We start from the raw sequence: 22165 nt of genomic DNA, 5'->3' as shown, positions 1-22165 counted from the left end.
TTAACCTGAGACATGAGAGGATATGGACATGAAGGTACTGGTTGTAGGCAGTGGAGGCCGAGAGCACTCCCTGGTCTGGAAGATCACCCAGAGCGCAAAGGTGGACGAGGTGTTCTGTGCACCTGGCAATGCGGGCATCGCCGACCTGGCGACCTGCGTCGACATTGCAGCGGACGATATCTCCGGGCTCCTGTCCTTTGCCCAGGATAACGAAATCGACTTTACCGTTGTGGGTCCTGAAGCCCCCCTTGCCGAGGGCATCGTGGACATCTTTGAGAAAAAAGGCCTGAAGGTATTCGGCGCTTCAAAAAAAGCCGCTCAGCTTGAAGCTAGCAAGGCCTTCTCCAAGAAAATCATGAACCGCTACGGCGTGCCCACAGCTACCGGGCGCAGCTTCACCTCTTATGAGCCCGCCGCCAAGTACATGGCCGAGTTCAACGGCAACGTTGTGGTTAAGGCCGACGGCCTGGCCGCAGGCAAGGGCGTCATCGTCTGCTCCACCCCCAAGGAGGCCGAGGCCGCCCTTAAAGAGATCATGCAGGACAAGGCCTTTGGCGAGGCCGGTGCCCGCGTGGTCATCGAAGAGCGCCTGGAGGGCGAAGAGGTCTCTTTCCTCGCCTTCACCGACGGCAAGACCGTCCTGCCCCTGCCCACCTCCCAGGACCACAAGCGCGCCTTTGACGGCGACAAGGGCCTCAACACCGGCGGCATGGGCGCTTACTCCCCGGCCCCCATCATCGACAAATTCATGCACGACAAGATCATGAAAGAGGTGATGATCCCCACCGTGGAAGGCATGGCCAAGGAGGGCATCCCCTTTAAAGGCGTGCTCTACGCAGGCCTCATGATCGACCGCGACCGCATCAAGGTGCTGGAGTTCAACGCCCGGTTCGGCGACCCCGAGTGCCAGCCCCTGATGATGCGCGTACAAAACGACATCATCGACCTCATGATGGCCACCACCGACGGAACCCTGGACCAGCACACCATCGACATCGATGAACGCGCCGCTGTCTGCGTGGTCATGGCCTCCGGCGGTTACCCCGGTGCCTACCGCAAGGGCAACGTCATCAAGGGCCTGGAAGAGGCCTCCTCCGCCAGGGACCTGGAAGTGTTCCACGCAGGGACGGCCCTTCGCGGCAACAAGGTGGTCACCTCCGGCGGCAGGGTCCTGGGCGTCACCGCCCTGGGCAGCGACGTCAAGCGAGCCATCAACAAAGCTTACAAGGCCGTGGACAAGATCTCCTGGACCAAGGCCTTCCACCGCACGGACATCGGCGGCCGCGCCATCGGCCACCTGGCCACCAAGCCCCGTGTGGGCATCATCATGGGCAGCGACTCCGACTACGAGACCATGAAGGGCGCCACCGAGATCCTCCGGAAATTCGGCGTGCCCTACGAGTTCATGGTGGCCTCGGCCCATCGCACCCCCTTTGTGGCCGCAGAATTCGCCATCAAGGCCCGTGAAAACGGCCTGGAGGTGATCATCGCCGCCGCCGGTCACGCCGCCCACTTGGCAGGCGTCATGGCCGCCCACACCACCCTGCCCGTCATCGGGGTGCCCGTGGACTCCTCGGCCCTCAACGGCATGGACGCCCTCCTTTCTACCGTGCAGATGCCTCCCGGCGTGCCCGTGGCCACCGTGGCCATCGGCAAGCCCGGCGCCAAAAACGCAGGCATCCTCGCCGTCCAGATCCTCTCCATCGGCGATCCGGTCATGGCCGACCTCATGGCCGAATACAAAAAAGACCTGGCCGCCGAAGTGGAAGCCAAGTCCGAAAGACTCAAGCAGAAGCTCAAGTTCGGATAAGTCGATCAAAAAGGCCTCCGGCACCTGCCGGAGGCCTTTTATCCGACCGTCTGCCCCACAGCATCACCTAATTCGTTGGAACACCTTCCCATGGGACCCTTCATTTCAGTCCAGACAGACCGCCCCGACCCGGAGATCCTGGCCAGGGCCGCCGACATCCTCACCGCAGGCGGCTGCGTGGTGATCCCCACCCTCTGCCTCTACGGCATGGCAGCCAACGCCTTTGACGAGGACGCCATACGAAACGTCTTCGCCATCAAAGAGCGCCCCCTGACCAACCCCATCCTCCTGCTCATCAAAGACCGGCAGGCCGTGGAGGAACTGGTCGCCGAGGTCCCCCCGGCCGCCGAAGCGCTCATGAAACACCTCTGGCCCGGCAAACTCACCCTGGTCTTCAAGGCCGCCCCCACCATCCCCGACCTCATCACCGCAGGAACCGGCAAGGTGGGCCTAAGGGTCCCCTCACACCCCGTTGCCCGCGCCGTGGCCCAGGCCGTCCCCTTCCCCGTCACCGGCACCAGCGCCAACATCTCCAAACAGGGAGGCATCGCCGATGTCCGAGACCTGGACCCGCGCATCGCCACCGGCGCCGATCTCGTCCTGGATGCAGGCCCCTTAAAGGGCGGCTCCGGCTCCACCGTGGTGGACGTCACCTGCACGCCCCCGAAAATCCTGCGACAGGGATCGACCCCGGCCGCCGCCATCCACGCTATTCTTGAAAAACTGCCCTCATTTTGATTGACAATCGAATCAAATTTACATAAAAAGCATTTCGTGTGCCGGAGTGGTGAAACTGGTAAACGCAGCGGACTCAAAATCCGCCGGGGGCGACCCCTTGTCGGTTCGATTCCGACCTCCGGTACCATAAGAATGCCAATACGATCCGCAGCATCTCAGGATGCTGCGGATTTTGTGTTTTAGGGCTTGGGATAACATTAGTGCCTTTCAAATAAATCCACACATTGGGCAACTCATCTAGGGTGCCTTTATACGACCCTGCTTTTTGGCCATGGTGACATTCTCCTTCCAGGAGGTTAATACCACAGCCAGGTCCACAGATAAATTTACACTCTCACGTCTTAATATTCTCATCATTGATAATTCAGCATTTGATATATATAGTTATCCGAAAAATGCTTGTCTACGGCAAAAAGCTGAGATTATTCCTCCACATTTAGTATTACAAACAGATTGAAAATCAGGAGAAAGAAGACATGACAGGTTTCGGACTTAAGGTCCTTGAATGTGACAAGACATCACACGCCGCCGCAATGGGAATCAACAAGGATGATTACATTATTTCTTTTAACGGTGAAATCATAAGCAATATTGAGTCATTAAAAGAAAAAATATCTACCAACGCAGATACAGACATCGTATATGAAATAATTAGAGACAACGAAAAACTTCAGATTAACGGAAAATCCAAACCACTTGGTGTAATACTTCAAAAACAACCCTTAAACCCCATTAAAACAGATCAAGCCACAGAAAAATTTGCACCAGAATATAAAACGGCACAAAACGTTTCAGAATTCATGTCAGGCATAGGCTGGATTGTTGCAGCGCTTGGCGGGATAGGGGCTTTTGTCTCTTTTTTTAGCGGGGTAATGCTTAGCATAATACCATGCCTTGGCCTATCTGTTTCCGGATTTTTTCTTGTTGCAGCTGGACAAATTATACGGGCAACCGTTGACAATGCCAATAGCACACGAGAGATTCTTAGCATTCTGAAAGAAAAAGCATAATCCCAACGTCAAGATCTACCGAGCGTAACCACAATGTATGAGGCCCCAAAAATCCTGAGACCGCTATTTTTATAGGGCATGGCGGTTAAGTTAAAAACACAATCGGTTCAATTCCGGCCCCCGGCACCACTAAATAAAAAATACTTCAAAAGCCTTATGCGAAAGCGTAAGGCTTTTTTTGTTTGATCTCACCTTATGCCCGGCAGGGCCGCCGGAGGCATTATTCTACTGAGCAATCACGATCTCACGCGGCTTGCCACTGGACGGCCTCGTCTGAGACAAAGCGGATGAACTCCTTCATTGCGGGTGTCAGCCATTTGTCTTTGTGATACGCGATCTTCAACTCGACGGGGTCGTGGGACTCCCAGGGCACATGCTTCAGCTCTCCGCGTGCCAGCTCGTCCTTGATCACAATGGTGGGCAAAAACGAGACGCCGATGTCGCAGAGCACGTACTTTTTGATCACCTCCACGCTGGCGGTTTCGATGACGTTGTCGGTTTGTATCCCCTTCTCTTCCAATAACCGCTGAAACACCTTCCGGTAGTTGCATCCCTTTTCCGTGTAGAGAATGACGTGTCTCTCTGAAGGCACGAGGTCGTCTGCCGGATACTGCCTGGGAAGAACGATGCTCATGGGTTCTTTGAGCAGCAGCTTTTTTGCAAGGTCGGGCTCCTCCACGTCCTGTTCCAAGAGCAACCCCAAGTCCAGGTCGCCCTCTTTGAGGGCGCGGCGCATCACCGGGCACAAGGTGTTCTGCATGATGATCTCTACCTTGGGGTATTGCGCTTTGTAGCGCTGCAAAACGGGCGAAAGCCGGTAGAGCATGGTGGATTCGGGAACGCCGATGCGAATGGAGCCCGAGGGCTCGTCTGTGTCATTTTTCAAGTTGCAGATGTCCTCGTAGCCGGCCAGCAGCACCAGGGAGTGGCGGTATACCTCGGCCCCAAAGGCGTTGAGCACCACCCGTTTGCCGAATCGATCGAAGACGGGTTGATCGTAATAGTCCTCAATGGCTTTCACATGGGAGGTGATGGAAGACTGGGCATAGTTGAGGGCCCGGGCGGCGTTGATAAAACTGCCCTGCTCTACGATGGCCTTCAGGGTCTGGAAATGTCGGATGTCCATAGGTCCCCCCTATAGAATGACAGGATAAAAAAGAGCCCCTATCCTTATCGGTTTTTCCGAACGTTTCAAGCGAAACATTCGTTTTTGAAGATACAGTGCCCTTTGGTAAGGTGGCGTCACTTTTTTGCGAAAGGAGGCACATGCCAAAGGAAAAAATGGGACCGCTGCAGTTGAGCGGGCTGATCACCGGAGCGGTGCTGGGATCGGGGGTCGTTGTACTTGTACCCATGGCCCAGGCAAGCCTGGGAAGCTGGTCGGTCACGGCCTGGCTCATCATGATGGCTCTGGGGGCTGTGTTTGCCGGGCTTTTTGCCAAGATGGCCTTGCACTATCCCGGCTCGGAGGGCGTGCCCATCGCCGTGCGCAAAGCCTTTGGGCAACGGGCCGGGCACCTGACCTCCGTCTATATGATGTGCGCGGTCTGTGTGGGGCCCGTTGCGGTGCTCATGACCGCAGCCGATGCCATGACGCGCACCTTTGGGTGGCCCCCCGATTCCCTGCCCGGCCTTTCCGCAGGGATGCTCCTTCTCTGCATGGTCCTGTTGATGAGACGGATCTCGGTTCTGGGGGGCGTAGCCCTTTCGGCCAGCCTGTGCATCGGCGTGATCCTCACAGCGGGAAGCCTTGCCACCATTGCCAAAACCCCGATGGCACCATGGCCGGATACTCCGTGCGATCTCTCCGCCATGGGGCGTACGCTGCTGGTTCTTTTCTGGGCCATCGTCGGATGGGAGGTGGTCGGCAACTACACCATGGACGTGAAAAACCCTAAACGAACGATTCCTCAAGCGACAATGATGGGGGTGGCGGGAATAAGCGGCATCTATCTTTTGGTGGCGTGGGCCGTGTTCACGTCATCAGCGAATCATCCTGTGGGAGAGAACGGCACCATGGTATCGGTGGCCCAGGTGGTACGGCCCCTTTTCGGGGTATCTGCCGAGGCTGTGGTCATGGTCGTGACATCCCTCCTCTGCATCTGCACGGTGCTTCTCATCGTTGGCGGGGTATCAAGGCTTGTGGCCACCCTGGCCCGGGAGGGGCACATGCCGGGATGGCTTTCCCGGTGCAATAAAAACGGGGTACCGGTGGCCGCTTTGGCCACCCTTTCCTGTTTTCATGGGGCGGATCTCCTTTTGCTCCATTTTAAATGGGTCTCTCTGGAACAACTCGTGGCGGTGGCAAACGTCTTTTTCCTGGCCAATTCCCTCATGGCCGTCGCAGCGGCCATTCGCCTTTTTCCCTCCATGGCCCTTCGCGTTCCCTGCCTCTTCCTTTTCACAGGATTCATCGCCTTGCTCTGCTTCTCAGCGATCTTGCCCCTCGTGGGACTGGCAGCCATCACGGTCTGTGTCGTATGCAACCATCCAAGCCCAATGGTGAAAAACGATGCCTCCGTCGGCGAGGTGAGCCAACTCGAAAGCTGATCGCCCTTGATTTTGATAAACCTGAATCGTAACACCCCATCAACCATGGTTTGCTGCAGCAACCTTGCAGCCAAACCCAATCAAGACACTGCCAACCACTTTTTCGATCACACTCTTTGAATGTTGGAACCGTTGCAACAAGATGGGATGGCTTAAAAAAACCGCCACGCCGGTGAACCACGCAACATGGGACAATGAGATGATCAGCCCGTAAACAAGTTGCATCCATATCGGCGTTTCAGGATGAACGACCTGTGTAAAAATACTCAAGAAAAAAATAGTGGTCTTGGGGTTCAGGGCATTTGTAACAAAACCGATTTTAAAGGCGGCCCCGTTAGACAATGCATTTCCAGCAGAAGGCTCATCCATGTCTATCAATTCTTTTGATGTAAGCGTCTTCCAACCCATGTAGATTAAATAGGCTGCGCCAACGTACTTGAGAACAGAAAACAGCACAATGGACCGTGAAATGATGAGGGCCAACCCGGCAATGGAATAGGTCACATGAATCCAGATGGCACAGCCGACCCCAAGAGCCGATAAAATACCTGCAGAGCGGCTGTGAAAAATACTGTTTCTTGTCACCATGACGAAATCTGCACCCGGGCTTATGGCCATGAACATGGCAATAACGCTCACCGAAATAAGTTCCGACAAATATGGCAGGGTTTCAATGCTTGCCATGTTCATAGTGCCTCCTGTTGATACAATCGTGCCTGAAGAGATAAAGAGGGCGCATGGGCCCCCTTTGGGTGATTTGGATTGGTATTGTAACCCAACCAACGTGGATATAATCACCAATTATTATGTCTTTATCAGGATAATTCAGGTATTATTACCGCCATGGATACCATTGACAGGAAAATTTTGCATGAGCTCAGACTCAATGCAAAAGTCACACATGCAGAGCTGGCAGATCGTGTGGGGCTCTCTGTTTCAAGTTGCCAGAGGCGCGTCAAGGCATTGGAAGAAAGGGGGGTTATCACCGGATACCAGGCCGTGATAAACCCGGAAGCCCTTTCTGAAGGGCTGGTGATCATCGTTGGATTGACCTTGGAGAGCCACACCCGAGAGGCACTCTATGACTTCCAGAAAGCCCTGGCCGAGGCCCCCGAAGTCAAGGAAATCTACCACCTCGCCGGCCAGTTCGATTTCTTCGCAAAGGTGGCGGTGAAAGATATCAACGCCTATGAAGACTTCCACCTCGATACCCTGGCCACCATTCCGGGCCTGGAACGGATCCATTCGTTCATGGTCATGTCCACGTTAAAAGCGCCTTAGTAAAGTTCCCTCCCTCCTGTATTCAGAAATCGCCTCCCCTCGTCCCCCCCCCACAACACCTGCAGCAAGTAAAAAAAACGTCGCGGCGATATTTCGTTACGCACTCTTGCTCCGGAGCCCTTCCATGGTGACCATACAGACTGACTGCGCCCGGCCAGACGGCCCGGAACAAGGCAGGATCCCGGCAATGAATACGAGGCAAAAGAGTGATAACGCCCCATAATTCTATACTCATTCGCAATTGACATTTTTCATTTTTCTTACTAAACAAGTACTACCAAACAGTCTCACCGTAACACACCTACCAAGCAGCCATTTTTGGAATCACACATCAAGCCAAAGCCGACCCTGTAGCGATACAGGTACGGAAAGCCACGGGTCTCGTGGGGAGACAGCCGGGTTGCCTTGAGCCAACCAAGGAGCAGCAACGATGCGAAAATTGTTAAAGGTGTTGTGCATGGCAGGTCTTATGGTTTTTCTCGGGATAAACGGGGCGTGGGCCTTTTCCATCGACTTTGAAAACGGGGTCGACGGCGCCAGGGTCCAAGGCATTGAAGGGATCGAGTTTTTAGATTTTTCGGGCAATGCGCCGATGTATGGCGACAGTCGCAAAGGGTATAACACCACCTCGGACGATCTCGGTTATGGGGATGGATTGTTCCACCACAACGGCAATATGTGGTTGTGGGCCGGCAGCGGAGCAGATGCCCGGGGCGTCAAGGTCGATTTTGCCAACGACAACGGCACCTGGTTCCAAACCGGCTACAGCTCCATGTCCGAGTTTTACATTGATGCCTACCTGACGGACGGGACCATGGTCACCGCCAAGGGCAACTCAAACACCGGCGGCCCCATGGATTTCTTGCGAATCGACGCAACAGACGGTACCTTCATCGATTATGTCGTGCTGCATGACAGCGGGAACATGTGGCTGGTGGACGACATGAGTGGCGATACCTCACTGGTGGCAAGCCCTGTGCCTGAGCCTTCCACCATACTCCTCCTGGGTTTCGGCCTTTGCGGCATCGCCGGGTTTCGCAGGAAAAAAAGCCATAAGCACTAAGCCATAAGGCCGGACCATCGATGGGTTGGCAATTCAACACCGATGCTCCGGCATATCAGGCATTGACGATACGCTCCGCAGCATCTCAGGATGCTGCGGATTTTTTGTCCTGAAGCCCTTCCCCCCCAAGACAGGATGCGGCCACCAGATCGTAAACGTCAGACACGGAAATGTCTTTCATGCAGCGGTTGTCGCGGCAGGCTTTCATGGCCTCGGTTTTGTAGCAGGGACTGCAGGGCAGGTTGGCCGAAATGATGTGTACGGTGTTGAACGGTCCCTGGTAAGGAGCGGTTTCACAGGCGGGCGTGGGACCGATAAGGGTAAACACCTCGGTGCCTGTGGCGGAGGCCACGTGGGCCGTTCCCGTGTCCGTGGCAACGAGCCCCACGGCCCCGTCGATCACCCCCACCAGGTCCACCACGGGTGTTTTGCCTACCAGGTCCACAACGCCTGCGGGAAAGGGCCTCAGTCGGTTAAAAAAATCGTCCTCGCCGCGGTTTCCCACAACCACCACCTGAATATCCCGACTCAGGGCATCAATCAGTTCCGCCCATGAGTCCTGCTCCCAGGCACGATGATTGACGTTTTTTTTGTGGTGATGGGAGTTGCTGGGGCTCACCACGAGATACCGATGGTCCAGTCCGTAAGTTGCTTTCACCTCCTCAACCGGGGTACCCACCAGAGAAGGCAAAGCGCGCCAAAGATGTTCGTCGTCGATGACATCACTGAAGATGCGTTTTAAGGCGTCCACCATGTGGATTCCCTTTGGAAAATGGGACTCCGTGCTGTGGAACCCCACCTTTTTCCCGGCACGAATCTTCTGCACCAACCCTTTGAACTGCTTTCCGCTGCCGAAATTTATGAGGAGATCGTAAGGGACCTTCCGGGAGGAGTTGACGACGTCGCGCTTTGCCGGATGGAGCCACACCGGCCATTTACAATGGTTCACCCCAAAAACCTTGTTCACCCGTTTGTCCAAAAAAAACAGGGCCCCGGGCCCGGACTTGCACACATAATCAATGCAGGTCCCCGGGCCGAACTGACGGGCCACCGCATCAATGACGCTGGTGGAACAGATCAAATCCCCAAGAGCACCGCATTGGATTACAAGAACGGTCTTCACACGCATTCGCCCTCCTCAAACTGGTCGTGGTGGCATTTTCTCAAAAGACAAAAATCAATTCCCGAAAAGATAACCGCTACGTACGACAGGCAACAAAAAGAGCTATTTCAGTTCGTAACACTACACACCCGCCGCACAGGCGGCAAGCCCCAAGTGAACCAACACAAAAAACGGCACCTGATTCCGTTGTGCTTCCGGCAGGTGTTTTTTTGAACGCCGCAGCACCATTCCGGTTACACGGCCTGCCCGTCCTCTTCTTTGCTCTGATGAGGGGGTATGATATCATTGAGCATCCAAGACACCGACAAATCATTTTTTCTGGAACCATCCGGCGTACCGCCCTTGGATATCCGTGCCATGCACCTGAAGCCACTGCCGACCGTTATCCCCCCTCCGTATTCGTCCTCAAGGCTCAGGTGGGCACACCATCCCCATCAAAAGCGAGGTTGCCATGAAACTGCAGGACAAACTGCACGCGTTAAAACAAGAGTTTGAGGCAAGCGCCCCCAAAGAGGCGTTGGAGATCATGCACCAGGCTACCCGGGACCTGGCGGCCTCCGATCTGTTGGACCGCATCCCCAAGGCGGGTATGCAGGCCCCTGCCTTTACCCTGTCCGAGGCCGCGGGACAGCCCGTGGACAGTCGAGACCTCCTGGCCCGGGGGCCCCTTGTGGTCACCTTTTACCGTGGAGCCTGGTGACCGTACTGCAACCTGGAGCTGGAAGCTCTGCAGGAAATCGTCCCGGCCCTGACCTCCCTGGGAGCCTCCCTGGTGGCTGTCTCCCCCCAGCAGGCAAAATTTTCCAAACCCCTGGCCAAGAAACTCGGGCTTACCTTCCCCATCCTGGCCGATCCCCAAAACACGGTGGCTTCGGCCTTTGGGCTGGTGCACAGGCTGCCCCTTCCACTCAGAGACATTTACCTGGGGTTCGGCATCGACGTGCCGCGGTTCAACGGCGATGACTCCTGGGAACTGCCCATTCCGGCCCGGTTCATTCTGGACCCCAGCGGAAAGGTCCTCAGCGCAGAAGCCCACCCGGACTACACCAGGCGTCCCGATCCCAGGGAGGTGATTTCCATCGTCTCCCCTGACGACTAACCCGGATAGTTCACGAGATTACGTTGGGACACAACGCGGGGGCACAGGCTTCAGCACCCCCGGGAGGAACACCATGAAACGACATGTAGAGACCCTTCTCTGGGGCCAGCCCATCACCGAGGGCGCGGGAGTCCGCCTTCACAGGGCCTTCGGATTCCTTGAAGCCCCCATGTTCGATCCGTTCCTGCTCCTGGACGACTTCCGGTCGGACAACCCTGAGGATTACACAAAGGGATTTCCCTGGCACCCCCACCGAGGTATCGAGACCATCACCTATGTGCTCAAAGGGGACGTGGAACACGGGGACAGCCTGGGAAACAGCGGCGTCATTTCAGACGGGGACGTGCAGTGGATGACCGCCGGGTCCGGCATCATCCATCAGGAGATGCCCCAGGGAGACGCCAGCGGTGCCATGCACGGCTTCCAGCTCTGGACCAACCTGCCCGCCTCCTACAAGATGATGCCACCCAGGTACCGTGAGTTCACGGCCGCCCGGATCCCCGAAACCCGGACCTCCGAAGGGTGCCGCGTCAAGGTCATCGCCGGGACCGCCGCAGGCATCTCAGGGCCGGTGACCGATGTGGTGACGGCACCGCTTTACATCGACTGCACCGTCCCCAGGGGCGCCTCATTCCGGCATGAGTCTCCCCAGGGCCACACAGCGCTGGTCTACGGTATTGAAGGAGCGGGGCGCATCGCAGGTACCGAGGTCCCGAGCCGGCACCTGGCCCACCTCTCCCCCGGAACGGACATTGAGGTGGAGGCACCGGACGAACCGTTCCGGTTCCTTCTCTTCATGGGCTGCCCCATCGGAGAGCCCGTGGCCTGGAAAGGCCCCATCGTCATGAACACACAGGAAGAGCTGGACCTGGCCTTTCTCGAGTACCGTAGCGGAACCTTCGTCAAGTTGTAAGCCAGGATGGCATGGGGTTACAGTGGCTGCACCGAGCTGTTTGCCTCCGGCGGGGTCCCCGGCCAGGAGAGGGTAAACCGGGCCCCGCCCAGGGGAGAGTCGTCCACCGTCACCGTGCCCTTATGGGCCACGGCAATACGCTTGACGATGGAGAGCCCCAGGCCGTAGCCCCCGGATTTCCTGTTGCGGCTGGTGTCCAGGCGGGCAAAGGGCTCAAAGATACGGACACGGTGGACTTCCGCAATGCCGGGGCCATCGTCGTCCACCAGAATGCGCACCATGCGATCCGTATTCACCACGGAGATACTCACCCGGGACGCGGCATGGCCCATGGCGTTTCGGATAAGGTTTCGCACGGCCCAAGCCATGTACTGGGGGTCGAACCACGACTCCAGGGGAACCTCCGGTACCTCCAGCTCAAGCCGTACCCCGTCGTTGGACTCCTCACAGGCAACGAGATAACGCAGCCAGGCGACCATGTCATGGGCCTCCGGCTCCACCCGACCGGTTTCCCGGTCGAACCGGGCATAGGTCAGCATCTCCTCCACCAAGGTCTCGATCTCTCCCACATCCCGTTCGATGCCGGAAAAGTAACGGTTCTGCTCCTCCTGCGTCTTGCCGGTCTTCACCATCTCCATGCCGAAACGGATCCGGGACAACGGGGTCCGCAGCTCATGGGAGACAGCGTTGGTCAGCTCCTTATGGGAGGCGATGAGGTTTTCGATCCGGTCGGCCATGGCGTTGAAGGTGAGCTTCAGGTGGGCCAGGCTTGAAAACCGGGAGGCCCTGGCCCGTGACGAGAAATCCCCCCGTCCGAAGGTCCGGGCCGCCTCTTCCAGCCTGGACAGATCCCTCCAGAGAAACAGCGACCAGACAAAAACAGGGATGGCAAGAATCACAAAAGCCACCACCACCATAAGAGACTCGATGAGCCTGATGTTCTCGGGCTCAGGCAACGGCCCCATGCACAGGCTGTACTGGCTGCCAGGAATCTTCTGCACCAGAATCTCCACATCTTCGTTGCCCGGAACGATCTGTCCTTCGTCATATGCCCCTCGATAGGCTTCGGGCAGGCGGACGGTTTTGTTTCGTTCCAGGGTGATGGGGTAATCAAAGGATTGGTTCAGCTCGTTAAGGAACCCCTGCCAGGAACTCTCGGGCATGGAGATAAGGTCTGCGACGATCAGGGAAAAAATCCCCCTGAACTCGGAGCGTTCCTCCTCGACTTCGGCCCCTTTCATCAAATGGTCGGCAATGGGGGTCAGCCCCAGGGCAATGGCAAGCAAAGAACAGACAATGAGCGCGTAGATGGTAAAGAAGATTCGTTTCACGGCAGCGGGCCTCCGTCCCCGCAGGTGGCACCATCAGCTTAGGGATTCTTCCCCCCAGGCGTCCGTCACAAAAAGATACCCGCTGCCCCACACCGTCTTGATGCGCTCCGGCTTTTCCGGGTTTTCTTCCAGCTTTCGTCGCAACCGGGAGATGCAGATGTCGATGGACCGATCGATGCCGTCATACTCCCGCCCTTTGAGTTCCCGGCTCAGGTCATCCCGGCTGAGGGTCTCCCCCCCGTGGGACGCAAGGACCCGGAGGGTGTCAAACTCCGTGGTGGAGAGCTTCACGTCCTGCCCGCAAAAGCTTACCGTCCGTGTACTCAGGTTAATCTCCAGCCCGCCGAAACGAAGATCCTTTGTGGCGCCCTTTGCCTCGGCCGAAGGGGGCGCCCCTTCGTACCTCCGGAACAGGGCGCGGATCCGTGCCAGGAGCACCCGGGGCTCCACCGGCTTCTTCACATAATCGTCGGCCCCCATCTCCAGGCCCGCCACCTGGTCCATGTCGTCTTCCCGTGCCGTGAGCATCAAAATAGGCCCCGGGTAGAGAGGCCTCACCTCGCGGCAGACAGACAGGCCGTCCAGACCGGGAAGCATCAGGTCGAGAATGACCAGGTCCGGTTGCGACGATGCGATGACGGAAACCGCCTCGTCACCGGCATGCACCTGGGTTACCGTGTACCCGTTCTGTCCGAGGTACTCACTGATCAACCCCGCCAGGGGAAGGTCGTCCTCCACGAGCAGCACCTCTTTGGCCCCCATTGTCCTCACATTGTCCTCCTATACATCATCCAAAAAAAACCTTTCGAAACCTCGTCTGTTGTGGGTCGAATCCAGCCCGCGCATGCTTACATCATCACTTATAGGGGATCAGGTCAAGGCGCGCCGGGGCTGATGCCTGCCTTGTATCCTCTGAGTCTATCATACGAAGCCGGACCCGGGGTGTACCTTTCCCGCGATCTCGGCAAGGCAGTCGATGAGAATCCAGGCCATGACCATGGTCACCACGGTGTGGCTCAAGAAATGGGCGCCTTTCATCATCTGGTAGCCCCCCATTACCCAGCCCAGGGCCATCCCCGCCCCCAGCCCGGCCATCTTTCGCCGCCTGTCCCCAAACAGGCGGGCCAGGGCCATGAGGGCAAAGCCCCCGGAGGCGTGGCCCGCCGGAAAACAGCGACCGGAATCACAGCGGGTGCAGGCCTCCGGATAGGGTTCAAAGGGTTTCACGTAGGGCCTGTCCCCTCCGTAACGCTCGATCTGGGACGGGCAATAGATGTTGGTCACATCCTTCATGGTGGCGATGGTCAGGGGGACCACGATAAGTGAGAGTATCACCGTCAACCACCGCTGCCTGACCCCGGGGCGTTCTTTGGCCACTCCGTCTTTCGTTCGAAAGGAGAGGCCGTACCGTGCCAGCAGGATCACCCCGAAGGCGATGATCATCCCCTTGATCCCTGTATAAAAAAGAAGGCGCGGGACAACGGCGTTGCGGTCCACCAGCCATGAGCCGGTCTCGAAATTGAACAGGCTGTCCTGGACCCAAAGGTCCAGGTCGGTCACTTCAAACAGGGCCAGGACCGCCACGAGCACCGCCGCACCCAGGGAAATGCGTCTTAGGAATCCCATTCCTGCTCCCCTGTGATACGCCGGGTCAACCCGTTTTTGTATAGCCAGGAGGCGGACTGATAGAAACTGATGGCGTCGGTGAGATCAGAGTCGTCAATGGCCGCACGCACCTGCTGTTTCGTCACCCGGTCGTACACATAGGCCTCGGTGCCCCCTTTGGGAAGCAGCACCGTAAGGCGATCCCCTTTCAGGTACCCCAGCTTCTGGTAGGTTCCCACAAAGGCGCGCTCCTCCTCGGGCTTCATGGCCAGGATGTCCTTGCCCAAAAACTTGCTGTCGTAATCCCAGTTCAACAAGGATAGAAGGGTCGGGGCCACGTCGATCTGGGAGCAGAGCTTGCTGACCCGCGCAGGCTCGATGGTCCTGGGGCTGTAAAGAATCAGGGGGATTTCATACTTGCGAAGGGGCAGGCTGGTCTTCCCGGCACTGCTGCCGCAATGGTCTGCCACAAAGACAAAGAGGGTGTCGTCGAACCAGGGCCTCTTGCGGGCCGCCTTCATGAACTCGCCCACGGCGTAATCCGTGTACTTCACCCCGCCTGCGCGCCCCGTCTTCACCGGAATGTCGATCTTGCCCTCCGGGTAGGTGTAGGGCCGGTGGTTGGAGGTGGTAAAGACAAAATTCATAAAGGGCTTGCCCGCGGCGTAAGAGGCATCGGCCTCCTTGAGGGAGCGGTTGAACAGATCCCCATCACAGACGCCCCAGACATTGGCAAAGGTTTTCTCCTCCTTGGACATATCGGTGCGATCCACAACCGAAAACCCGTTGTTGGCGTAGTAGTAGTTCATGTTGTCGAAATAGCCGTACCCGCCGTAGATCCACTTGGTGTCGTAGCCCCTTTCTTTAAAGAGGTACCCCAAAGAGAACATGCCCTCGTTGCCGGGGCGCTTCACGATGCTGCGGCCCGCCGTGGGCACCGTGGACAGGGTCAGGGCCTCCAGCCCCCTTACCGACCGGGTGCCCGTGGCGTAGAGGTTGTCGAAGAAAAGCCCCTCCCGCGCCAGCCTGTCCAGATTCGGAGTCAACCCCGCCCGGTTGCCGAAGATGCCCATGTACTCGGCGCTCATGCTCTCGATGGTCACAAGCATGATATTAAGCCGTTTTTCATCCCCGGGGTTGACCACCCTGCGGGTGATATCCTCGAGCGATTCGCTCAGATACTCCGCATTGTCGGTGGCCACCAGCTTCCGCAGGCGGGCGAGCATCTCGGTGGTGTCCCGCTGCTCGTAAAAACTGGCGTAATCCAGGTCATTGTTTCGAAAGGCCGCAAAGAGCTCGTACACCCCGTTTTTTGCCAGCTCGTTGTTAAACGTGTTCTCCGAAACACGGACCCTGGAGCTGTCCACCCCCAGAAAGCAGACCACCGGCACCATAAGGCACATGAACCCTGTTGCCGCACGGTGACGGAACGGGCACGGCGCCGCAAGGGCCCCCTTGAAAGCCCGGCTGCGGGCACAGAAAAAATAGATGAGTCCCGAGGGCACCAACAGGCCTGCCAGCATGGGATATACCGGGTAGGACTCCATGATGTTGCCGATGACCTCGGTGGTGTACACCAGGTAATCCACGGCAATAAAATTAAATCGCTTGCCGAACTCATCCCAGAAGAGCCATTCCGCCACCACCCCGTAGCAAAGGATATAAACACCCACAAAGAAAAAGAGGTGGACCACGGGCCGGTGAAACCGGTGCCGAAACACCCGGTCCGGGACGACCACGAAGTAGAGGACAACGGGAATAATAAAATAAAAGGCGGTGATGCCGTCAAAAACCAGGCCCACCCCATAGATGGCAACCAGCTGGTGAAACCCGAAGTCCACCTGGGAGGCGGAAAGGGTCATGAGAATCGTCCGGGTCACGGCGTTGACACCCAGAAAAACTCCGATGAAGAGGCCGAGCAGAGAAAAACGGTCGATGAACAAAGAGCGAACCCCTTGCCTCATCCGCTGAAACAACCCGGAACCATGGGATGGCGTCTGATTTGGTACAGAAGGATAATCGTTCATTTTTTGTGGCCTATGCGTCGTATGGAAGGTGTTTGGGAACACAAGCGATTCACGACTGTTTCCAAGGAGCCCCCTGCCGCCTTCAGCAGGTCGGTCATGCTGACGCATGACCACCCGGGCAGGGGTACGCTCCTTTGAAACGGTCATTCAACCCGATTTCTTCGGGTGTGTTCGCTGCAGGGACACCATGACGGATCAGGCCCTTTATGTCTGTTGGGGAAGTGTAACGGTCTGTTGCAAGCTGTGTGGCGGAACCGGTGGCAAGGGAAGCCCCACAGGCCAAGGTCCCCTTTTCACCGGCGGTTCGGCGTTTGTAGCAAAATGTACAGCTGGATCCCTCGCCCTTGAAATCAGCCCGGCCCCGGGCTACAGTCACCACACGATCCTGTTTTTCCCGACCCGAACCACCCATGAAAGGACCTTTGAAAGGCAAGCGCCATGACAGAAACAACACTCACCATCCCCGTCTCCGGCATTCACCTCAAAGCCGTGCTCCACATGCCAGACGCCGAGAACCCTCCGGTTGTCATCGGTTCCCACGGCCTCCTCTCCACCAAGGAGTCGGGGAAACAGCTTATCCTCGCCCGCTGCTGCAACGACTTCGGCGCCGCCTACCTGAGGCTGGACCACCGGGGGTGCGGTGAAAGCGAGGGTCGCTTCCTCGACACCACCCTCACCACCCGGGTGGAAGACCTCCTGGCCGCAGCCGAGGTCCTCCGGCACATGGGCCTTACCGACAACGGCCTGGCCCTTTTCGGCAGCAGCATGGGCGGGGCCACCTGCCTGGCAGCCTGGGAGCCCCTCGCAGGCCGCGGCTTTCCCCTCAAGGCCATGGTGAGCCTGGCCGCACCGGTCAACGGCACGGGAATCACCGAGGCGGCCATCTCCGCCCAGCAGGAGCTCCACGACGTGCCCCTCTCCTACTACAAGGAGAACATGGGCTTTGACATCACCGACGGCCTTGCCGGCATCCACCACATTCTCGTGGTTCACGGGGACTGCGACGAAATCGTCCCCGTGGACAACGCCCACAAAATCATGGCCGAAGCCGGAAACCCCAAGGAGCTCATCATCAACCCCGGCGGCGACCACCGCATGAGCGACGCCGACCACCAGGCCCGCTTCTTTCCCCGTGCCACTGCCTGGCTGAAAGCAGCGCTCCTGGAAACCTGAAACAAAAGGCTTAGACATGATGATCAAACGGATTCAGCAGGCGGCGCAAGCCAATGAGCACGGGCATGAGATGCTCTCCGAGGCGGAGGCCGGAATAATAGCCGATGAGGTGGGGCTGGCCGTGGGGAAGGTTTACGAGGCTGCCCTGGAGACGGGCATCTGGCCGGAGCGCTATGTGCGCAATGCGGGGAGTTTTACCTGCGACGAACAGAAGCAGCTCATGGGCAAGGTGGTGGCTGTGGCGGGGTGCGGCGGGCTTGGGGGGTACATCGCTCAGTTCCTGGCACGCATGGGGGTGGGAAGGCTCCTGCTCTTCGACCCCGATGTGTTCGAGGCCAGCAACCTGAACCGCCAGGTGTTTGCCACCGGGGAGACCCTGGGTTCAGGAAAAGCAGAGGCGGCCCGGGCAGCCCTGGCCGCCGTCAACCCCTCGGTATCGGTGACGGCCCACAGGCTGGACATCACGGGCGACGAAGCCCGCCCCCATCTCACCGGCGCAGACCTCATGGCCGACGGCCTGGACACCCTGGGGGACCGGGCCAGACTCTCGGAGCTGGCCCGGGGCCTGGGCATCCCCATGGTCCACGCCACCATCTCCGGGTTTGAGGCACGGGTCATGGTCCTCTGGCCCCATGGCCCCTCCTTTGGCGATCTCTTCGGGGCCGAGGCCGAATCCACAGCCGAAGCCGTTCTGGGCACACCGGCCGCCACCCCTGCGGTGGCAGCGGGCCTTCAATGCACTCAGATCATAGGGGCCCTTCTGGGTCACATCTCTTCGGGCCAGGCCACCATGGTGCACATGGACCTGATGTCCATGCGCTCCGAGGTGTTTCACTTCTGATCCGGCCCCGACCGGTTGACGGTGCGGGCAGGGCCGAGCCCAATTAAAAGGTGCAGAAAAGAGCGGTGCTCAGGTCAAAGAGGGTGATCTCGTCCGTGGAGCCCAGCCCGCGGCTGAACCCTGCCCCGCAGGTCAGCCCGAGATGATCCGTAAGGGGCACATCCACCCCCACCCCGAACCGGGCCACACCGCCTGTGCGGGAATCATCGGCTCCGGCGGCCACCTCGTCGGCCTCCAGCTTGAGAACCCCGATGCCTGCGGCAATGTACCCGGTGCTGTTGTCGCCCATGGAAGAGAGGTACCGCGCTCCTAAGGTAAGCATGGAGACCGAGGCGTCTCCGCGGGTCAGGTCGTTGTCCACCTCAAAATCAGAGGTCACGGCGCCGTAGATGTCCAGGTCCACGGACGGTGCCACACGGTACCCGACGTTGAGGTACCCTCCGGCACCGGCTTCCTGGCTCATGGAGTCGTAAAACAGGCTCGGGCCTGCGGAAATTCGAAAAGTGTGTCCCTCAGCGGCAAAGGCGCTCTGGCCCAGCAGCATGAGGACGGCTGTCATTGCAACAATCATTCGTTTCATCTTTAACATCCTTTAAACGTATCCAACCCCGTCAACGGGGTTTGTTGTCCGCTTGTGTCATCCCCGGGCAACATGCTCCGGGAACCAGTCATAAAAATCCCGCCCGTGCGGGAGCCTGAATACCGTCCTGCGGTGGTTCCGGGCGGTGGCGTCACCGCCGGAAATGCCGGGCACCGTGCCATCACGGCGGGTGGTCGATCCAGGCGTATATCGAATCCGAAAAAGAGTGGGCCTCCACGTTTTCACCTCTCCTGCCCTGCATGCGCTGTCCGGTCTGGCTCCGGCCCTCCGGAACTGTGAACTCACGCATTCTGGACACTCGTAAAAAAAGGCAATTTGTCAACTGCATTCAAGCTAACAATGAACTCCGGAAAATCAAGCGGTGCAGTCATACAACACGTCACAATCGACTGCAATAACAATACGCTGTACTGCTACAAAGAACAGCGTACAGGACATTGTACACGCGCCCCGATCCCTGTTAGGAAACACGGCCTGCACACGTTCCTTTGCCGGGAGAGCAACGCCCCGTAAGTCAAAAACCGGCCTCTCCTCCCGTCGCTGTGTCGCCCTCGCCAACGGACGAATGCCGAGGCGCCCCAGCGGCTTTAAAGCCCGCCTTTTTCCTGCCATGCGTTTTCCATAAACCGGGGTTTGCTGTTGCGAGCCGATGCAACGGCGTAGTATCATGGGTCATTGATTCAATGTAACACGTCCCGTCCATGTCGCTGCCATGCAGCCCATGCCGGACACTCTCCTTTCCGGGACTCCGCTTTCCCCTGCGCTCCTGCTTTTCAGGCTGGCCTCGTCCCTTTGACGCCTCCCTCTCCTGCCCCCGCTGCCCGCAGGTCCTTGCCCCGACTTTTCTCGCCCCTGCGATACCGCAGGCACGACCGGGACCGGTACATCTTGCGCAACGGCCCTGTGCAACGGGCCCCCGTCAAACCCTATCCAAAGGATACGGCTCATGAGACGAATTACCCTTTTATCTGCAGCCATTCTGGTAATGCTGGGGTCCACGGCCCTGGCAGAGAGCGGGCCTTCATTGAGGATATCCGCAGGCCCCACCATGCTCTTTGACCCATCAACCCAGGAGGCGGGCCTAGGCGGCCACGTGACCCTGGGGTACCAGGTGGCATCTGCCTGGGAAATTGAGCTCTACGGCGCAACCAGCGACCACTTTGAGATGGAAAACAACCTGACAAGGGGAGATGCATCTATCTCCCTGGTGACCCTGGGCGGGCGCTATCTCTCCTCCTTCAGCGGAAAAACCAGGGGCTTTATCGCCTTTGGGGCCGGGGTCATGGAAATTGAAGCCGAGGACGCGCCCTCCGGGGAGGACGACACCCAAAGCGGCGGAATCGGGCGGTTCGGGGTCGGCATCGACCACGCCTTCATCCCCAACCTGGGGGTCACCTTCGGCGCCGGGTTCAACCGGGGCTTCGGGGATACGGACGAGGTGGTTCTCTACGACCTGACCTTTTCTGTTTTCTGCGCGTTTTAAGCCCCCTGCCGGCTGACGCCCTCGACATGCACACCCTCTGACCCAGGAAGGCCCGACCGTGTCCCCCCACGGCCGGGCCTGACACACCTTTCTGCCCTCGCTATCAAATGCGGGAGCGCTGTCAGGGCACCCTTGCGCCTAAATAGTTCATATGCTAAACATACTTCTTTTCCTATACATCCCCCGAGCCAGCCCCACGTTCGTGCGCCCTGTCGCACAACCCGGTGCTCGCCCAGGGGGGCCACAGACAGGCCCGAACCGTCTTCGGTGACGCAGCCTGTGACGAGCCCAGCGAATCGATCCGCGAAATACCGGTGATGCCCGCTCACTGTTCGGGCTTCCCTATCGACACGAACCCAGAGCGACAAGCGCACTGACATACGTTCACTGAAAAGGCCCGACACATGACCCGTTTTGCCTCCTGCCTCTCGACCCTGCTTCTCGTCCTTTTTCTGTCCACCGCCCAATTCGCCTCAGCAGACGAAGACAGCGCCTCCCCCGACTTCGGCCCGGGGATCCTCAACATACGCTCCCAGTCCATCGCCCAGAGCTTCCGCCTGACCCTGCCCCTGCTTGTGCCCGGTGACATCCCCCGCGGCTGGCAGGTCTTCTCCCAGGCCACCTGGACCAATGTGTGGGCTGAAGACCCAACCTACCTCCTGGACTACGAAATGCTGGACACCACCCTTGGCTTCAGCTACGGCATCAGCGACCGCTTCGGGGTCTCGGTGGTCATGGACAGCAGGCGCTACTTCGGTGGGGAAATGGACGGGTTTATCCAGGGATTTCACGATTTGGCGGGAATCGGACAGAACGGCAGGGACAATTACAGCAAGGGCCGTTCCGCCATCACGCTCTTCGACCCTGCCACCGGAAACGTGGCGGAAGAGAGGTCCCCGGGGGACTTGAACAACACAGGGGTCAGCCTTTTACTCAACTACACCATGCTCCACAGCCACCCATTGCTGCCGGACGTCAACATCTACGGGGTGGCCCGGTACGCCTTTGAAACAGCAGATGTCATCTCACACGGAGACGAGGTGGACACAGGGGCAGGTCTTGGTTTCGCCAAGCAGGTGTTCTCCGGGATCCACGCTTACGGCATCCTCGGATACACCCTCTACGGCAGCCAGGAGGCGTCGGAAAAAGAGATCATCGACCTGAAAAGCTACCAGGTCACCGGCCTGTTTGCCCTTGCCTGGCAGGCCACCCCCAGGCTCAGCGCCGTGGGCCAGTACCTCTACTCCTCCTCGGTGGTGGAGAAAATCGGCGGGTTGAAGGAATCGTCCCACGAGGTCCACTTAGGGCTCAAGTACAAGGTCTCTCCCCGCACCGGCCTGAATGTCTCCCTTATCGAAAACATCATCACCATGGACAACAGCCCGGATTTCGGGCTTCATGTGGGCTGGTTCATGCGGCTGTGATCCCCGGGGCAGTGACAGGGGCAAAAAAGTCTGATTTGGCCTCTTTTTTGTCAATTCTGCCCCTTCCGCAAGCATGGTGCCTTTGCATATCAT

The 22165-nt window shown here is 58.2% G+C and carries 21 protein-coding genes, 1 tRNA gene and 1 riboswitch; of the genes, 14 read left to right on the top strand and 8 right to left on the bottom strand.

Features of this window, described 5'->3' with window-relative positions; genetic code table 11:
* Window positions 1-28: 28 nt before the first annotated feature.
* From purD to ACOYW2_RS02925, 4 genes are all read left to right on the top strand, one after another.
* Window positions 29-1810: a phosphoribosylamine--glycine ligase gene (gene purD, locus ACOYW2_RS02940; RefSeq protein WP_482415163.1), complete on the top strand. Its 1782-nt coding sequence runs from the start codon at window positions 29-31 to the stop codon at window positions 1808-1810.
* Between the two features lie 90 nt (window positions 1811-1900).
* Complete coding sequence (locus ACOYW2_RS02935) at window positions 1901-2548, top strand: L-threonylcarbamoyladenylate synthase (RefSeq protein ID WP_482769339.1); 648 nt, start codon at window positions 1901-1903, stop codon at window positions 2546-2548.
* 40 nt (window positions 2549-2588) lie between these two features.
* Window positions 2589-2675 (top strand) — tRNA-Leu (locus tag ACOYW2_RS02930).
* Between the two features lie 349 nt (window positions 2676-3024).
* On the top strand, window positions 3025-3558 hold the full coding sequence (locus tag ACOYW2_RS02925; protein WP_482769338.1) for a hypothetical protein: 534 nt from the start codon (window positions 3025-3027) through the stop codon (window positions 3556-3558).
* Window positions 3559-3802: 244 nt separating this feature from the next.
* Here the strand turns inward: ACOYW2_RS02925 and ACOYW2_RS02920 are convergent, their stop codons facing one another.
* Window positions 3803-4684 (bottom strand): LysR family transcriptional regulator, encoded by an 882-nt coding sequence (locus tag ACOYW2_RS02920; RefSeq protein WP_482769337.1) that lies wholly within the window; start codon window positions 4682-4684, stop codon window positions 3803-3805.
* A 140-nt stretch (window positions 4685-4824) separates the two neighbouring features.
* Here ACOYW2_RS02920 and ACOYW2_RS02915 point away from each other — a divergent pair, with 140 nt between their 5' ends.
* The gene (locus ACOYW2_RS02915; protein ID WP_482769336.1) at window positions 4825-6108 is read left to right on the top strand and encodes an APC family permease; all 1284 of its coding nucleotides are present in this window, start codon (window positions 4825-4827) and stop codon (window positions 6106-6108) included.
* 39 nt (window positions 6109-6147) lie between these two features.
* Here ACOYW2_RS02915 and ACOYW2_RS02910 read toward each other — a convergent pair whose 3' ends face one another.
* Complete coding sequence (locus ACOYW2_RS02910) at window positions 6148-6798, bottom strand: LysE family transporter (protein WP_482769335.1); 651 nt, start codon at window positions 6796-6798, stop codon at window positions 6148-6150.
* Window positions 6799-6951: 153 nt separating this feature from the next.
* Here ACOYW2_RS02910 and ACOYW2_RS02905 point away from each other — a divergent pair, with 153 nt between their 5' ends.
* Both ACOYW2_RS02905 and ACOYW2_RS02900 read left to right on the top strand, forming a co-directional pair.
* Window positions 6952-7389, top strand: coding sequence for an Lrp/AsnC family transcriptional regulator (locus tag ACOYW2_RS02905; RefSeq protein WP_482769334.1), 438 nt, complete (start codon window positions 6952-6954; stop codon window positions 7387-7389).
* A gap of 331 nt (window positions 7390-7720) precedes the next feature.
* A riboswitch (cyclic di-GMP riboswitch) is annotated at window positions 7721-7797 on the top strand.
* Between the two features lie 22 nt (window positions 7798-7819).
* A complete protein-coding gene (locus ACOYW2_RS02900) occupies window positions 7820-8452 on the top strand; it encodes a PEP-CTERM sorting domain-containing protein (protein WP_482769333.1) in 633 nt (210 codons plus the stop codon).
* An 85-nt stretch (window positions 8453-8537) separates the two neighbouring features.
* On the opposite strand, the gene ACOYW2_RS02895 is transcribed toward ACOYW2_RS02900, so the two are convergent.
* Window positions 8538-9581, bottom strand: coding sequence for a glycosyltransferase family 9 protein (locus ACOYW2_RS02895; protein WP_482769332.1), 1044 nt, complete (start codon window positions 9579-9581; stop codon window positions 8538-8540).
* 445 nt (window positions 9582-10026) lie between these two features.
* Between ACOYW2_RS02895 and ACOYW2_RS02890 the strand changes: the two genes are divergently transcribed.
* The 3 genes from ACOYW2_RS02890 to ACOYW2_RS02880 all read left to right on the top strand — a co-directional run bounded on the left by ACOYW2_RS02890 (window position 10027) and on the right by ACOYW2_RS02880 (window position 11587).
* Window positions 10027-10275 (top strand): hypothetical protein, encoded by a 249-nt coding sequence (locus ACOYW2_RS02890; RefSeq protein ID WP_482769331.1) that lies wholly within the window; start codon window positions 10027-10029, stop codon window positions 10273-10275.
* Between the two features lie 12 nt (window positions 10276-10287).
* Window positions 10288-10674, top strand: coding sequence for a peroxiredoxin-like family protein (locus ACOYW2_RS02885; RefSeq protein ID WP_482770971.1), 387 nt, complete (start codon window positions 10288-10290; stop codon window positions 10672-10674).
* Between the two features lie 73 nt (window positions 10675-10747).
* Window positions 10748-11587: a pirin family protein gene (locus ACOYW2_RS02880; RefSeq protein ID WP_482769330.1), complete on the top strand. Its 840-nt coding sequence runs from the start codon at window positions 10748-10750 to the stop codon at window positions 11585-11587.
* A 17-nt stretch (window positions 11588-11604) separates the two neighbouring features.
* Here the strand turns inward: ACOYW2_RS02880 and ACOYW2_RS02875 are convergent, their stop codons facing one another.
* The 4 genes from ACOYW2_RS02875 to ACOYW2_RS02860 form a co-directional block, all read right to left on the bottom strand.
* Window positions 11605-12918, bottom strand: coding sequence for an ATP-binding protein (locus tag ACOYW2_RS02875; RefSeq protein ID WP_482769329.1), 1314 nt, complete (start codon window positions 12916-12918; stop codon window positions 11605-11607).
* 33 nt (window positions 12919-12951) lie between these two features.
* Window positions 12952-13680 carry a response regulator gene (locus ACOYW2_RS02870; protein ID WP_482770970.1) on the bottom strand — a complete coding sequence of 243 codons (729 nt, stop codon included), beginning with the start codon at window positions 13678-13680 and terminating at the stop codon, window positions 12952-12954.
* Window positions 13681-13839: 159 nt separating this feature from the next.
* On the bottom strand, window positions 13840-14544 hold the full coding sequence (locus tag ACOYW2_RS02865; protein ID WP_482769328.1) for a phosphatase PAP2 family protein: 705 nt from the start codon (window positions 14542-14544) through the stop codon (window positions 13840-13842).
* The gene (locus ACOYW2_RS02860) at window positions 14532-16466 is read right to left on the bottom strand and encodes an LTA synthase family protein (protein ID WP_482769327.1); all 1935 of its coding nucleotides are present in this window, start codon (window positions 16464-16466) and stop codon (window positions 14532-14534) included. The genes ACOYW2_RS02865 and ACOYW2_RS02860 overlap by 13 nt, the downstream gene beginning before the upstream one ends.
* Before the next feature lie 522 nt (window positions 16467-16988).
* Between ACOYW2_RS02860 and ACOYW2_RS02855 the strand changes: the two genes are divergently transcribed.
* Together ACOYW2_RS02855 and ACOYW2_RS02850 are read left to right on the top strand one after the other, a co-directional pair.
* The gene (locus ACOYW2_RS02855; RefSeq protein WP_482769326.1) at window positions 16989-17723 is read left to right on the top strand and encodes an alpha/beta hydrolase; all 735 of its coding nucleotides are present in this window, start codon (window positions 16989-16991) and stop codon (window positions 17721-17723) included.
* Window positions 17724-17739: 16 nt separating this feature from the next.
* Complete coding sequence (locus ACOYW2_RS02850) at window positions 17740-18564, top strand: HesA/MoeB/ThiF family protein (protein ID WP_482769325.1); 825 nt, start codon at window positions 17740-17742, stop codon at window positions 18562-18564.
* A 43-nt stretch (window positions 18565-18607) separates the two neighbouring features.
* Here the strand turns inward: ACOYW2_RS02850 and ACOYW2_RS02845 are convergent, their stop codons facing one another.
* Window positions 18608-19144, bottom strand: coding sequence for an outer membrane beta-barrel protein (locus tag ACOYW2_RS02845; RefSeq protein WP_482415129.1), 537 nt, complete (start codon window positions 19142-19144; stop codon window positions 18608-18610).
* Between the two features lie 967 nt (window positions 19145-20111).
* Here ACOYW2_RS02845 and ACOYW2_RS02840 point away from each other — a divergent pair.
* Both ACOYW2_RS02840 and ACOYW2_RS02835 read left to right on the top strand, forming a co-directional pair.
* On the top strand, window positions 20112-20648 hold the full coding sequence (locus ACOYW2_RS02840; protein WP_482415128.1) for an outer membrane beta-barrel protein: 537 nt from the start codon (window positions 20112-20114) through the stop codon (window positions 20646-20648).
* A 404-nt stretch (window positions 20649-21052) separates the two neighbouring features.
* Window positions 21053-22072, top strand: a complete 1020-nt coding sequence (locus tag ACOYW2_RS02835; RefSeq protein WP_482769324.1) for a DUF3187 family protein — start codon at window positions 21053-21055, stop codon at window positions 22070-22072.
* The last annotated feature ends 93 nt before the right edge of the window (window positions 22073-22165 follow it).

This window comes from Desulfoluna sp. CLI2B (assembly GCF_056847375.1).
Note: the sequence above shows the minus strand (reverse complement) of the source record. Positions and strands in the feature narration are given on the sequence as shown.